This is a genomic window from Haloarcula sp. CBA1122 (assembly GCF_009741785.1).
GTDB lineage: Archaea > Halobacteriota > Halobacteria > Halobacteriales > Haloarculaceae > Haloarcula > Haloarcula hispanica.
Genome location: NZ_WPCB01000070.1, coordinates 1 through 13,018, shown reverse-complemented (window position 1 = coordinate 13,018; position 13,018 = coordinate 1). Strand labels below are relative to the sequence as shown.

Genomic DNA, 13,018 nt, shown 5'->3' with positions numbered 1-13,018 from the left:
CGACGAACGCCGTCGCCATCCAGGCCGATCCGGCCCACGCCGCGAGCGCCGGCGATCTGGTTCAGGTCTGGGAGCAAGCGCCGGCGAAGCGCGTGCTCACCGGCGAACTCCGGGGCGTCGCTGACGACGTGGTGACAGTCGCTATCGACGCCGCCGACACGCCGAAACTCGACCCGCAAACGCAGTACAAGCTCGTCACGCTCCCGGTGCAGGACCGCTCCGACCGGGAGTTCGCCTCGCTGCTTCGTGCGGCCGACGAGACGATGGGAACCGCCACTGTTGAACCGGGGAGCACGCTCGACGGTGCGGCGGTCGGCAGTCTGGCAGTCACTGTGGTCGCGATTACCCGAGACGACCAGCAACCGGAGACGATTCCGTCTCGCGGGCGTGTGCTGGCGGCCGGCGACACTATCTACGCAATCGCCACGCCGGACGCGTTGCGGCGGCTGGAGCAAGCCACGGAAGGGACCACGACAGCGACTGTGACGGACGAGTCGGAAGACGATACTGCTGACGAGGACGGCCAGTCAGGCGCGTCTGACCCGGCTGCTGGAACTGAGCAGACTGACGGGGCGGCTGAACCAGCGGCCGACACGACTGATGCCGATGCCCACGACAGCGCGGGGGATGTCGACGCGGCCGAGACCGATGCCGAGGATACGACCGACACCGACGCTGAGATAAACAGAGCTGACACCGACACTGCCGGTGAACCGGCTGACACCGCCGCTGAGGATGGGGCGGCTGATACTGCTGCTGACGCTGGCCTGGCTGATATCGGCGCTGACGACGGGACAACCGAGACCGGAGACGAACCCACGGACGACGACCCGCTGGCGGCGCTTCGGAACGCCGATGTGGAGGACGCAGACGACGAGCTGACTGCGGACGAGGCGTTCGAGGACTTGCCGGCAGACGACGGCGACGATACCGTCGAAGTGTGGGACCCGGAAGAGCGAATCGACGGGGCGGACGACGAGCTGACTGCGGACGAGGTCGACGACAGCGACTCGGCGGACTCCGAAGCGCCCGCCGAGGACGGAGACGGCGTCGACGACGAATCGGGCGCTGGTGACGACTCGGAGAAGTCAAACTGAGAGGCGGGCCTCCCTATTGCTGGATGCACGCCGTCGCCGGCTGCCCTTCCCCGGTCCACCTGAACGGGCCGGACACACCTCGGTCCGGAACCCTCTTTTGCCGGACGCCCGGAGTACGGCTATGGAGTGGAAACTGTTCGCACACCTCCGGGACGCGGCCGACGGCCAGTCGGTCAGCGTCGATATCGAGGGCGAGGCCACGGTCGAGACGGCGCTCGATGCGCTGCTCGCGTCGCGACCGGCGCTCGCCGAGGAGGTGCTCGACGAGAACGAGGAGTTGGCCGACCACGTCCGGGTGCTCGTCGACGGCGAGGACCCGTTCGCCGCCGGTGAGGGGCTGGCGACGGCAGTCGACGAGGAGACGGAACTGGCGTTGTTCCCGCCGGTCAGCGGCGGTTGATACGGCTCGTCGGAGCGGTTTTCGGGTATGTGTCGACTTTGGAGCCGGCACTCTCCCGAAACAATCTTCGACAATCCGTATAGCACGACCTGTCGTCTGTGTCAGCTTTCCAGCGCGCCCGCCACCGTCACGTTCGCGATGACGATTCGCACGCCGTCCTGATACTCAGTATCGAGCGTCACGTCCCAGCCGTGGGTCCGGGCGAGCATCCGCAGGTTCGGGAGCGTCATCCCGGCTTCGGCGTCCGGCATCGCACCGCCGTACTCGAAAAAGGCCTCCGCCGCTGTTTCGCCCGCCGGGGTTCCGTCGTCGGTGATGACGATCTCGTCGGCCTCTCGCTCGACGGTGACCGTCGACGCGTCGTTGTGGGCCGCGAACGTGAACCCACTCTCGAAGAGGTCCCGCAATCGAGTCGGGTCGGCGATTATCTGTCCCTCCACGTCGGCCGCCATCATGAGGCCGTTCGTGTCGGCACGGTCCCAGGCTCCGTCGATGACCGGCTGGAGGTCGACAGCTGTCGTTTCGTCGATTGTCTGCCCGTGTCGGGCCAGCGTCGCGAGTCCGTCCACGATTTCGGACATCCGCTCGGCTGTCTCGGACGTCGACTGGAGGGATTCTTTCGCCAGACCGACCTTGCCGCGGTCTAGAGCGTCTCCGGCGACGGAGACGCGGCCGGTGATTATCTGGAGCGTGTTCAGAAGCTCGTGTCTGATCGCGGTTGCGAACCCCTCCAACTGCTCGTTCTGTCGGTCGAGTTCGCGGCGACGTCGCTCGCTTTCGGTCACGTCGGTGAACACGAGCATCCGACCGATGTCGACCTGCCCCAGCGAAAACGAGGTGTCGCTGACGAGGTAGTACTCCGTCCCGCCGTTCCGGTTCCGTTCGAGAATCTGCTCGTCCGTTTGCAGTATCTCAGTGACGGCCGGCAACACTGTGTCGAGCTGCTGCCCGCGGCTCCCGGCCAGCGCCGGGAAGAGCCGCTGTGCCTCGCCGTTAGACTCCTTGATGTAGCGGTCATCGTCGAGATATACGACAGCATCGTCGACGCCATCGGTCAGTTGCACGGCGAGAAACGCCTCGTCGTACACGTAGAGGACACCGAACGCGAACAGTGCGACGCCGAGCGGCTCGTGATTGATGTCGAGCAGGATGTCGGTGACGAACCCGACGATGTCGAACACTACCGGAATCGCCGTGACACCGACGAGAACGCCCAGCGGACGGGTGTCGTAGTCCGCTTCGAGGAACAGTTCGAACAGCATGAAGAAGCCGACGGTGACGAGCGCGTAGGAGAGTCCCGTCACCACCCAGTGAAACACGCCGTGTGTGATTGCCAGATGCGGGAACGGCTCAGAGACGAACTGCGTGGCGAAATAGAGCCCGTGAAGCGGATTGGTCAGCTTCACCGTGACGATACCGAGGTACACGCTCACGGCGACCACACGGTATAGTCGGTTCCGGTGGAACGCCCGCCCGGTGTACGCCGAACAGAAGTACAGCCACGCACCGACCGTCGCGAGACCGACGATGAGGCTGCCGAGGTAGAACGCGTATCCAAGCGTCCCGGGCGTGATCAGGAACCCGAGTTGCAGCGCCGCCCAGCCGCCGCTACAGAGAAGGAGTCCGACCATCCCGCGGCGGGTATCGGGATCTTCCATGCGAGTCGCTCTGTAGAGCCCGACGCCGCAGCCGACCGCCGCGAGGCCGTACGCCGCGACGTATACGAGAAATGCCGGCGAACTCCCAACAAGATCCATCTATCGGTGACTGGGCGTGTATCTGAATGAGTGTTGCGTCCGCGTTATCGGTTATGATAACTCTCCGAGGCCGTCTATCTCGAACACGAAGTCCGGGCGGCCGTCGATGTTCCCGCTGGCGTACGCGGCCTGGGCCACATGGCGCGGTGTCTCGGGGATGAGGACCCGCGTCCCGTCAACGCCGAGCGTAGCTGCGTCGGCGGCTATCGCAGTGAACAACGCCCGCGCAGCGTCGACGTCGCTCCACACCCCGACAGCGTACTCCGCGAGCCGTTCGCCGTCAGCTTCGGTCGTCCGGACGCGACACGCCAGGCCTCGTGGCTTATCCCCGACGGTCAGGACCGCCTGGTCAGTCGCCAGCCGGTCGAGCGTGTCCCGCGTCAGCGTCGAGAGCGCCCAGCTCTCCCCGCTGTCGAGCGCGAGCCCGGACAGGACGTCTCGTCCGTCGCTCTCCTGCCAGTAGCGCCACGCTGTCGCGGGGTCGTTTCCGACAGTCATCCCGGGCGTCTCGTCCCGTGGCTCGGGGTGTACCCAGCGGAACGACGTGACCGCCTCGAAGCCAGCAGCCAGCGACTGCCCGAGTCCGGCCTCGTTCCAGGAAAACACCATGCTTCGGCCGACTGACGCGCCGGCATCGGCCGCCCATTCTATGAGGTGGTCGGTCAGCAGCGACCCCAATCCCTGCCCTCTGTAGTCCGAGTCTATACGCATGCCCTGAAACCACGCCTCGGTCTCAGTGAGCATGACGGCCTGCGCGAGGCCGACGGCGTGACCGTCAACATCGACGACGAGGGTTTTCCGGTCCGCGCCGTCGTCGTCGACCCAGTCGCGGAACACGTCGGGGATGTAATCGGCCATCGCGCGGTCGGCCCAGACATCGCTTGTCAGTTCGACAATATCGTCGTAGTCGTCGTGACGAGCCGTCCGAACAGTCGGCGACATACGGGCAGACTCTCCCGCGACGGTGAAAAAAGGGTCGCGTCGATTCGCCAGCCGGGAACGGCCCGTCCCGCCGAGGCTACCACACCGTGTTCGGTGCTACAGCCACGGCGTCGAGCGCTGCTGAATCTCGCCGGCAAGGGGTTCCTGCATGGCGTCGGCAACGTCGTCGCTGTTTGCCAGCGCCCACATGAGCTTGACCTTCGCTGTGCCGGGGAGCATGTCCTCGCCCTCGATGACGCCGGCGTCGAGCAAGTCCCGGCCGGTGTCGTAGACGCGGTCACAGACCCGCCCTTCGAGGCACTGGCTGGTCATGACAAGCGGGATGTCGAGCTCCTCGATGGTCCCGATCCAGTCGGTGTTGACGTGGCCGAGCCCGGTTCCCTCGATGACGACGCCCTCGCTGTCCTCGGCGGCGGCTTCTAGCAGCGACGGGTCCATTCCGGGGGAGAACTTCAGGAGTTCCACGTCTGTCTCGATGTCGTCGTGCAGCGCCAGGTCGACGGCGTCCCGTTCGGCGTATTCGCGGTGGAACGTAACTGTGCTCTCACCGTCGATGTCGTAATCGACCTCGCCGAGCGGCTTCGCGCCGACCGTCTCGAAGGCGTCCCGGCGCGAGGTGTGGTTCTTCCGGACGCGAGTGCCGCGATGGAGCGCACAGCGGTCGTCGGACTCGTCGGCGTGCATGCAGACCAGCACTTCTGCGCAGTCGCTCGTGGCGGCCTCGACGGCGGAGACGGCGTTCATCACGTTGTCCGAGGACGGTCGGTCCGCCGAGCGCTGGCTGCCCGTAAAGACTATCGGGACCGGCGTGTCGAGCATGAACGACAGCGCGACGCGGAGTACTGCATCGTGTCGGTGCCGTGCATGACGACGATACCGTCCGCGCCGGCCTCGATCTCCTCGTGGACCGCCTGCGCGAGGTCCTGCCAGACCGCCGGGGTCATGTTCTCCGAGAGGATGTTGGCGACGACGCGGCCGCGATAGTTCGCCATCCCTGCCAGGTCCGGGACCGCCCGCAGCACGTCCTCGGCGTCGAACTGGGCCGTCACCGCGCCGGTGCGGTAGTCGACCGTCGAGGCAATCGTGCCGCCGGTGGAAATCAGCGAGACCGTCGGGAGATCGTCGTCGAACTCGATTGCCGACTGGCTCTGTTCGTCCTGTGCGCTTTCGACGTCGTACACGTCCGATTCCAGCACGTCGACGGACGCGTCCTCGCGGTCGATGCCGACGTTGTACCCGCCGTCGAGTTTGACGACGAGGTGGTCGGGCGTACTCGACGGGAGCACCACGCCCTCGTAGGTCTGGGCCGCGCGCTCGACGCGGACCCGGTCGCCTGCGTTCATGCGCGGCACTTTCCGCCGGTGGGACTTGAACCCACTCGTTTCGGCGAGCGCTCTCGGCCACGCGCCGGACCTGGCGACCGGCCGGCGGTTGGGGCGCTCGCCGCGGCTCTGGTCCGGGATATCTACGTCCGTTACTGCGAGTTACAAACGCTATCAGACCACAATGTTATCCCACTAGACATTCTCCTAACAAGTATGGCAGACAACAAGAACGGCCGTGAAGCCCAGGCCCAAAACGAGGAGCGCCGCCAGCGGGAGCGCGCTATCACTGAGGAACTTGAGCGGGCGGACGAACCCGAGCCGCCGGTCGATCCGACGGAACTCGCGTACTTCGAGACAGAACTCGAATCGCTCGAATTCCCGGCGACAGCGGCTGACGTGGTCGCTACGGTCGGCGATCACGAAATCGAGTCGGCCGACGGGACGTACACTGTCGCGGACCTCTTGCCCGATGCGGAGGTCGAGTCCTTCGAATCGCCGGCCGAGGTCCGGACGCGGGTCCAGCGGCCGACGGTAGCCGGGGCGATGAAACGCGTCGTCGAGGCCGCCGACGAACACCAGAGCGCGTCCTTTGGCGCCTCACAGCGCGACGGCTACGAGCGGACGTTCCGGGAGCTGCGGGCTATCGACGCGGATGACGACGACGAGGGTATCCGGGCCATCGCCGACTGGATTATCGAGCGCATCCACGAGAAAGAGACGCTTCCCGGGTCCCGCGACGTCCGCCGACAGGCGGCGAAGTTCTGCCGGTCGAACGGCTACTCGGTTCGCAACGACGAGTGGCTCGGTATCTGAGCGACACACCACCGTATCCCTGACTGCCGGCGGCCCCCACAAGGACCATACTGCTCGCGGTCACACACTCTATATGGCCGAACGAACCGAGGAGCGGACCCGCGACGCGGACGCAAAATCGGGCAGTGACCTCGGCGTCGATGTCGGCGTGACGGAGTCAGCGGAGACGGACGTCGCTGTCGGGGAATCGCGCGATGCGGAGTCTTCTGTCAGCGACTCCACCACCAAAGACAGTGGGAGCTACTTTTCGCTCCGAGCGCTGTTGTTCGCCTTCGGTGCGGTCGGCGGTGGGATGGTGCTCGGCGGGCTGATACCGCTCGTCCCGTTCACCGAACTGGTCGGCATCCTGCTTGGCGGATTCGTCTACGGACTGCTCGCCAGCGAGCGCCGATACGCCGAACTGGGTCTGGCGGGCGCTGTCAGCGGCGGCGCAACGGCTGTTCTGTCCCTCCTCCCACAGCTCGCCGCGGGACTGAACGGCACCAGACTGTTCGCTATCGCTGGCGGGGTCGGCCTCGTGCTCGCGCTTGTCGGGCACTACTTCGGCCGCGACCTGCGGAGCGGGCTGACGAAAGACATAGAGTGAGCTAGCTGCCACCGCTCCAACAGCAGTCACTTGTCGTGTTAGACGATTTCCCAGCCGTCGTCGGTCCGTTCGACCACGTCGTCCTCTGCAAGCCGAGTGAGCGCTTCCTCGACGATTTCCGGCGGGGCCTCGATCTCTCGGGCCAGCGCCGGAACGGTATCGATACCGTTTGCGAGCCCGCTGACCAGTTCTGCGTACAGTCGTCCGTCGCCGTTCGCGAAGCCGGAGTCGATGCGGTCCCGTACGTCGGTCATGCGGGCCTGCACCCATCGCTGGGCCAGCGACAGTTCGTTCTCTAGCTGCTGGAGATGCTCCAGTTCCCGCGCCAAGTCGTGAAAATCCCCGTCGGACGTGGACCCCACGTCTATCGAGAGATGGCGACAGGAGGGCATCTCGAACTCGGGGTTTGCCGGGTAGGCGCTCTTGGTACCGAACTCGTAGGGAGAGACTCGGACTTCCAGGCGGAGATTCCGGGCGATAGAGAAGTACTTCCGGCGCTGGTCGTCCGTCCGGGAATCGACGAGCCCGGCGTCTTCGAGCTTCTGGAGGTGGTCGATGACCGCTTTCGGGCTGACGCCGATGTATTCGCTGATTTCGGTGACGTAGCAGGGCTTGTGTGCGAGGAGTTTGAGAATCCGCCGGCGGTTGGCGTTTCCAAGGAGATTGAGTAACTCGGCGGAGTCCATCGATACGTAGGTAGCGGGTCACGGTTCAAAAGCATGACTCTCGTCGGGCGGTTTACTGGTGTCTCCCGGCTACGTTAGCAGGTCAATCCACGACATGCTCTGTGAGCCGCTGTTCCCGTTCCCCTGGCCGCTTCCGCCATTACCGCCCTGTCCGCCACTGTTCCCTTGCCCGTTATCGTTTCCGCCGTTATTCGCGTCGCCGTTGTTACCGCCGGACGCGCCGCCAGAATCATCAGCACCGTTACTATCAGAGGTGTCCTCAGCACCGTCACTGCCAGAACTCCCGTCAGAGTCATCGGAACTGTCGTCAGCACCGTCACTGCCAGAACTCCCGTCAGAGTCATCGGAACTGTCGTCAGCACCGTCACTGCCAGAACTTCCGTCAGAGCCATCGGAACTGTCGTCAGCACTGTCGTCCGAGTCCGATGTACCGGCTGAATCATCCTCCCCACCACTGTCGGCTTCATCTGAACCGCTGTCGTCTCCTGCGGTATTGTCGCCGCTGTCATTGCCGTCCCCATTCCCGTTGCCTCTGTCGTTGCCCTGTTCAGCCCCGTTTCCCTGTGTGGACTCCCCGGTTTCGTTTCCGCTGTCGTCAGGCCCGTCGTCCGGTGGCCCCTGGTCGCTCTCGTTTCGTTGTTGTCCGGGGGCGTCAGCAGGCGGTCCCTGTTCACTCTGGTTTGCACCCCGTTCGGACGTGTTGGCTGGTGGTCCCTGTTCGCTCTGGTTGGTCCCAACATCGTCCGGCGGTCCCTGCTCACTTCGATTGACTCCGGCGCCGTCCGGCGGTCCCTGCTCACTTCGATTGACTCCGGCGTCGTCCGGTGGTCCCTGCTCACCTGGGCCGGCGGTCTCTGGTGGTCCGGCGATGCCGCGAGCAATCGACGAGACCTGCTGGCCGGAGAGCTTGCTTGCGTTCTGTTTCAGTCGCTCCAGTGCGGTGTCGTTCACACCGGTCTGTTCGGCGGCCGTGTCGGTGTCGTTAATCGCGGTCTGTAGGCCCGCGATCTCCGCCGTGAGGCGGCTCTGCTGAGCTATGTACGCCTGCTCACTGATGTTTCCGTTCTCGTATCGCTGTTCAAGCGTGGCGTTGCGCTCCTGAAGCCGTTCGAGCCGGCGTTCGAGCGAGCCAGCTCGCTCCGTGACCAGTTCGGCTCGTTCAGTTCCGTTCGATTGGTTGTACGCCGACCGCCACATCCCGTTCTCGACCGTGTCGTTCGCGGCGGCAGAGTTCGACTGGAGGAACGCCGTGAGTTGCGTCCCCATCCCGCTAGTAGAGTCGTTCTGCGTGGCCACTGTCTCCGTCGCGGTCTCCTGCGCTGTCACGGCCGGGAGGCCGACAGCGACAGTCCCGACGATTACCAGCACTGTGAGGAGCGTGGCCTGACGTGGACTCATTCCTATCCATACCTCTACCCTCCCACATCAAAAAGAAACGCCTTCGTTCGTGTCGTTCACAGACGACTGAAACAATCGCAGATAGTCCAAGAGTGTTTAAGCTGCCTTTTGCATCGGCCTTTCCATCGGCAGCAGCTGCCAGGCGATCACTACCGACAGCACCGAGAGCGCGACGGTGGCGAGCGGTAACACGAGACCTGGGTTGTACCGGAGTGGCGGATGATAGCCGAAGCCGTAGTCGAGCACGTCGTTGCCGAGCGCCAAAACCAGCGCAGTCACGAGCGCACCCTTCGTCGTCCGGGCGTAGTGAGGGACTAACAGCCCCTCGGCAACGAACCCGAGGTGGGTGACGATGATGCCGAAGTACGCCCACGGAGCCGGGAAATAGGCGTCGAAGCCGATGTTTAACGCCACGACGGTCCACAGACCCATCTTGACTAGCCAGACAAGCGCGATGGTATGGAGGTACGCCAGCGGCACCGTCAGCGGCACCTCGTCGAGCGACTTGCCGAGGAACGGCAGGAGGGTAGCCACCGACAGTGTCATCAGGAATAGTGCAGCCGGCGAATCAGCATAAAGTGGCCAGAGAAACGTCGACACGTCGGGCATCGTTTCGACGTAGTACCGGACGCCGACGAGCATCGCGACGGCGTTGACGACCAGCAGCCACACGAGGCTCGGTGTCTGTTCCAGGTAGTACCGCGCGTACCGACGTGGCAACGGCCCCCGCTGCTCGCTCATGGGTCGAACCGGGGCCGCTCGCGGCATAGCCCTGTCGGACGGGAGCCGACACCGCGTCGTCCACCCACTGAGTCCGCGCTGTTTGCACGACGGCAAAAGGCTGCCGGCGAACACTTATGTATGTCAATGACACACATCCAGATGCACCGATGTTCGAACAGTTTTCGCGCGGATACTACCTCGGCCGCCTCTACGTCGAACCGAGAGACGACGCGGCGGCCGCGATGTGTCGCGAGCAGCACGAACGAGTGAACGAACAGTTGTACGCCTCCGGCGAGGGGGTCGAACGCACAGACTATCCGCTTGTAATGAAGCTCGGTTCCCAGCACTTCGCCGTCCACGGGGACGAACAGGTCCCGGCAGACACACTCGTCGTGCCCGAATCGATGCTTGAAAACGCCAACGTCCGGAACCCGCCCAGCCTCGAAGAAGTGTTCCTGGCGAAAGCGGACCACGCCGCACAACTGCTCTCTATCTCCGAGGGGACGCCGACACTGCCCGATACCGCGGTCTGAGGTCGTCGAACCCCCGCTCTGATGACAGTCTCCGTTTTCACTGAGCGGGCAGAAAGCGAGCGACTTCTCGCGGGCCGGTATAAGTAGGTTATACGCTTAAGCTACAGAGCAATGCAGTCAGGGGACTACTATTCACCTGATGCCACAGCGGAACCTTGCAGACGATCAGGACAGAGCTACGGAATCCAAATTCTACCTCCCCGCAGGGACCACCCCGTCGTCCGAAGCCGGCTGGTTCGAGCGTCTCTGGGCCGTGCTGTTCAATCATCGCGTCTGAACCATCGATGTGCGGGACTGTGCTGAACAGTGGGGTGATTTCTGATCGGGTCTCCCAGGCTGACCGGCTCGTATCGACGTGCAAACCCTGACCGCAGTCCCGTGCGCAGAAACCACGACCAGCCGACCCAGTTAAGCTACCGCACGGCTACCGTTATAACGCCTACTTGTCCGCGTTAGCGCACCAAACCACGATACAGAACAATGACCGATATCACGGCGGTCGTCCGAGCCGAGCACCCGGACATCGTGCTCACGGAGACCGTTACTCACGACCGCAGTTCGAAAGTCAGGTCGGTGTCAGAGGCGGGAACAGACCCGACCTCGGGGAAATTCTTCTATCACATCGAATCGTCCGATTTCCAGCAGTTCGAAGACGGATTACGGAACGACAGTACCATCGGCGAATTCGAGCGAGTCATCGAAACCCGAGACGACGAGGCCATCTACAGCTTCGAGTACACGGACGAAGCGAAAATCCTCTCACCTGTAATTTCCTCCGCGAACGGTGTCATACTCGACATGGAGAACGACGGGAGTGCCTGGATTCTCACAGTGTGGATGCCCGACCGAACGGATCTAGTTCACCTCTGGGACTACGCACAACAGAACGGGATTGATATCGATTTACTGCGCGTGAACGAATACGCCAGTTTAGGGAACACCGACGCCGGGTTGACCGATAGCCAGCGAGAGGCGCTCCTCGTCGCATTCGAAACAGGGTATTTCGAAGAACCGCGGAACGCGACCCTCAGCGATGTCGCCGCGGATCTCGATATCTCTCAGCCGGCTGCCAGTGGGCTCCTCCGACGCGGCATCAAGCGACTCATCATATCGTCACTGCGTGATGACAGCGAAACGCCAGATTGACTGACGGCTCCTCGGTGCAGTGGCGGTCCGGGAAGTCACTTTTAAGCCCGTCCCCGTCCGCCATCCAGTCGATGCTTGACCGGTTGCTGGGCAGAGCGTCGCTGAAAGAGCGGGTGGCCGAACTCGAAGAGGAGAACCATCACCTCGAACGACAGCTCGACGCCGAGAAGGAGCGCCGCGCCGACGCAGCGACCGAGCGCCAGCGGGCCGAGGCCGAGGTCAATCGGCTGGAGGACCGCGTCGCCGAACTTCAGGACCGAGTCGAACGCCTGCAAGACGAGGAGGGAGAATCGACGTTCCGAGCCGAGGAAACGCTCAGTCGGGCGCGACTGAGTGAGGTCCTCGACCGGCTGGAATCCGTCGAGACAGAACCAGAGGGGGTCTTTACCGCCTACGTTGATGCGGAGCGCTCCCTGCCGGGTCCAGTCCGGGACGCCTTCGGTGACCGCGCGTCGCTGGTCGCCAGCGCCGCACCGTGTCTCGCAGTCACCGACGACGCCGGCCTCCTGTCGGCGTGTCTGTCCGTCCCCGCGCCGCCGTCGCCGTTCACCGGGTGGGCCGACACGGTCCAGCTGGAGCGGTCGTGGTTCGAACCGACCGGCGAGCACGTCGTCGCGCTGGTTCGCTCGGACCTGTTCGCCATGGGCGAGTACGACGGCCGGGAGCAAACTGCGTTCCACGGGTTCGACTCGGAGCTAAAGAGCCAGCACTCCAAGGGCGGCTTCTCACAGAGCCGGTTCGAGCGGCTCCGGGACCAGCAGATCGACTCCCATCTTAACCGCTGCCGGGCCGCTATCGAGGAGGTGTCCCCCGACCGGCTGTACGTCGTCGGCGAGGGGTCGGTTATCCACGAGTTCGAGGACCTTTCGACGGCGATGAAACCGGTCGACGCGACTGGGGAGCCCGACACAGCACTTGACGATGCCGTCCGGTCACTGTGGACCGTTCGGTTGCGCGTGCCGTAGTTTGGGCCCTGTTCATTCCGGCACCCTCGGTGCCGGTTCCGTAGCTTTTTCGCGGGGCGGTGATTCTGTCCGGCCATGGCCGTAGCCATCTTAACACACGACGCCTTCCCCGACCGAGCCAAAACGGCCGTCGGGCTGTTGCGGTACGGTGACCGGGAAGTACGAGCACTCGTCGACCGCGAGCGGGCCGGCCAGCGCGTCCACGACTCGCTGCCGGACGTACAGGACGCCCCAATCGTCGCGTCGATGGCCGACGCACCCGACGTCGACGCGCTCGTCATCGGCATCTCGCCCATCGGCGGCGAGTTCGACGAGTCCTGGCGCGCTGACGTGCGAACGGCGCTCGAACGCGGCTGTGACGTGTACTCGGGACTGCACTACTTCCTGGCCGACGACGAGGAGTTCGCCCGCCTCGCCGCGGAACACGACGCCGAACTGCACGACCTCCGAAAGCCACCTGAGGACCTGACTGTGGCGGCGGGGACCGCCGGCGACGTGGACGCGACGGTCGTGACGACCGTCGGCACCGACTGCTCGACGGGGAAGATGACTGCCTCGTTCGAGATTCGCGACGCGGCACGGGAGCGCGGCCTCGACGCCGCCGTCGTCCCGACCGGTCAGACCGGCATCGCCATCTCCGGCCGGGG

General features: G+C 64.4%; 14 protein-coding genes and 1 pseudogene. 9 read left to right on the top strand and 6 right to left on the bottom strand.

Annotated elements, in window-relative coordinates:
* On the top strand, positions 1–1,097 hold a 1,097-nt coding region (locus tag GJ630_RS19710; RefSeq protein WP_371727887.1), incomplete at its 5' end, for a TrkA C-terminal domain-containing protein.
* 121 nt (positions 1,098–1,218) lie between these two features.
* Positions 1,219–1,497: a ubiquitin-like small modifier protein 1 gene (locus tag GJ630_RS18040; protein WP_014039622.1), complete on the top strand. Its 279-nt coding sequence runs from the start codon at positions 1,219–1,221 to the stop codon at positions 1,495–1,497.
* Between the two features lie 101 nt (positions 1,498–1,598).
* Here GJ630_RS18040 and GJ630_RS18035 read toward each other — a convergent pair whose 3' ends face one another.
* The 3 genes and pseudogenes from GJ630_RS18035 to gatD all read right to left on the bottom strand — a co-directional run bounded on the left by GJ630_RS18035 (position 1,599) and on the right by gatD (position 5,539).
* Positions 1,599–3,254, bottom strand: a complete 1,656-nt coding sequence (locus GJ630_RS18035; protein ID WP_080510077.1) for a histidine kinase N-terminal 7TM domain-containing protein — start codon at positions 3,252–3,254, stop codon at positions 1,599–1,601.
* Between the two features lie 51 nt (positions 3,255–3,305).
* The gene (locus GJ630_RS18030) at positions 3,306–4,196 is read right to left on the bottom strand and encodes a GNAT family N-acetyltransferase (RefSeq protein WP_014039624.1); all 891 of its coding nucleotides are present in this window, start codon (positions 4,194–4,196) and stop codon (positions 3,306–3,308) included.
* A gap of 96 nt (positions 4,197–4,292) precedes the next feature.
* A pseudogene (gatD, locus tag GJ630_RS18025) lies at positions 4,293–5,539 on the bottom strand (Glu-tRNA(Gln) amidotransferase subunit GatD).
* Between the two features lie 195 nt (positions 5,540–5,734).
* Here gatD and GJ630_RS18020 point away from each other — a divergent pair.
* A complete protein-coding gene (locus GJ630_RS18020; RefSeq protein WP_050037601.1) occupies positions 5,735–6,334 on the top strand; it encodes a hypothetical protein in 600 nt (199 codons plus the stop codon).
* Positions 6,335–6,407: 73 nt separating this feature from the next.
* Positions 6,408–6,920, top strand: a complete 513-nt coding sequence (locus GJ630_RS18015) for a hypothetical protein (protein ID WP_064288260.1) — start codon at positions 6,408–6,410, stop codon at positions 6,918–6,920.
* Positions 6,921–6,958: 38 nt separating this feature from the next.
* On the opposite strand, the gene GJ630_RS18010 is transcribed toward GJ630_RS18015, so the two are convergent.
* The 3 genes from GJ630_RS18010 to GJ630_RS18000 all read right to left on the bottom strand — a co-directional run bounded on the left by GJ630_RS18010 (position 6,959) and on the right by GJ630_RS18000 (position 9,745).
* Complete coding sequence (locus GJ630_RS18010; protein ID WP_014039629.1) at positions 6,959–7,606, bottom strand: metalloregulator ArsR/SmtB family transcription factor; 648 nt, start codon at positions 7,604–7,606, stop codon at positions 6,959–6,961.
* Between the two features lie 69 nt (positions 7,607–7,675).
* A complete protein-coding gene (locus GJ630_RS18005; RefSeq protein WP_191450610.1) occupies positions 7,676–9,004 on the bottom strand; it encodes a hypothetical protein in 1,329 nt (442 codons plus the stop codon).
* A 96-nt stretch (positions 9,005–9,100) separates the two neighbouring features.
* The gene (locus tag GJ630_RS18000; RefSeq protein ID WP_151102946.1) at positions 9,101–9,745 is read right to left on the bottom strand and encodes a DUF1405 domain-containing protein; all 645 of its coding nucleotides are present in this window, start codon (positions 9,743–9,745) and stop codon (positions 9,101–9,103) included.
* Between the two features lie 149 nt (positions 9,746–9,894).
* Here GJ630_RS18000 and GJ630_RS17995 point away from each other — a divergent pair, with 149 nt between their 5' ends.
* From GJ630_RS17995 to GJ630_RS17975, 5 genes are all read left to right on the top strand, one after another.
* Positions 9,895–10,260: a DUF5802 family protein gene (locus GJ630_RS17995; protein ID WP_151102947.1), complete on the top strand. Its 366-nt coding sequence runs from the start codon at positions 9,895–9,897 to the stop codon at positions 10,258–10,260.
* A 139-nt stretch (positions 10,261–10,399) separates the two neighbouring features.
* Positions 10,400–10,537, top strand: coding sequence for a hypothetical protein (locus GJ630_RS17990; RefSeq protein ID WP_191450608.1), 138 nt, complete (start codon positions 10,400–10,402; stop codon positions 10,535–10,537).
* A 203-nt stretch (positions 10,538–10,740) separates the two neighbouring features.
* The gene (locus tag GJ630_RS17985; protein WP_008310652.1) at positions 10,741–11,406 is read left to right on the top strand and encodes a helix-turn-helix domain-containing protein; all 666 of its coding nucleotides are present in this window, start codon (positions 10,741–10,743) and stop codon (positions 11,404–11,406) included.
* Positions 11,407–11,477: 71 nt separating this feature from the next.
* On the top strand, positions 11,478–12,371 hold the full coding sequence (locus GJ630_RS17980; protein ID WP_191450606.1) for a Vms1/Ankzf1 family peptidyl-tRNA hydrolase: 894 nt from the start codon (positions 11,478–11,480) through the stop codon (positions 12,369–12,371).
* 75 nt (positions 12,372–12,446) lie between these two features.
* Positions 12,447–13,018, top strand: a 572-nt coding sequence (locus tag GJ630_RS17975) for a DUF1611 domain-containing protein (RefSeq protein ID WP_191450605.1), incomplete at its 3' end; no start/stop codon positions are given.

Excerpts from the sequence above, each read along its gene's own strand:
- GJ630_RS17985 (WP_008310652.1), top strand. The coding sequence starts at position 10,741 with ATGACCGATATCACGGCGGTCGTCCGAGCCGAGCACCCGGACATCGTG.
- GJ630_RS18005 (WP_191450610.1), bottom strand. The coding sequence starts at position 9,004 with ATGAGTCCACGTCAGGCCACGCTCCTCACAGTGCTGGTAATCGTCGGG.
- GJ630_RS17995 (WP_151102947.1), top strand. The coding sequence starts at position 9,895 with ATGTTCGAACAGTTTTCGCGCGGATACTACCTCGGCCGCCTCTACGTC.
- GJ630_RS18030 (WP_014039624.1), bottom strand. The coding sequence starts at position 4,196 with ATGTCGCCGACTGTTCGGACGGCTCGTCACGACGACTACGACGATATT.
- GJ630_RS17990 (WP_191450608.1), top strand. The coding sequence starts at position 10,400 with ATGCCACAGCGGAACCTTGCAGACGATCAGGACAGAGCTACGGAATCC.
- GJ630_RS18010 (WP_014039629.1), bottom strand. The coding sequence starts at position 7,606 with ATGGACTCCGCCGAGTTACTCAATCTCCTTGGAAACGCCAACCGCCGG.
- GJ630_RS18015 (WP_064288260.1), top strand. The coding sequence starts at position 6,408 with ATGGCCGAACGAACCGAGGAGCGGACCCGCGACGCGGACGCAAAATCG.
- GJ630_RS18020 (WP_050037601.1), top strand. The coding sequence starts at position 5,735 with ATGGCAGACAACAAGAACGGCCGTGAAGCCCAGGCCCAAAACGAGGAG.
- GJ630_RS18040 (WP_014039622.1), top strand. The coding sequence starts at position 1,219 with ATGGAGTGGAAACTGTTCGCACACCTCCGGGACGCGGCCGACGGCCAG.
- GJ630_RS17980 (WP_191450606.1), top strand. The coding sequence starts at position 11,478 with ATGCTTGACCGGTTGCTGGGCAGAGCGTCGCTGAAAGAGCGGGTGGCC.
- GJ630_RS18035 (WP_080510077.1), bottom strand. The coding sequence starts at position 3,254 with ATGGATCTTGTTGGGAGTTCGCCGGCATTTCTCGTATACGTCGCGGCG.
- GJ630_RS18000 (WP_151102946.1), bottom strand. The coding sequence starts at position 9,745 with ATGAGCGAGCAGCGGGGGCCGTTGCCACGTCGGTACGCGCGGTACTAC.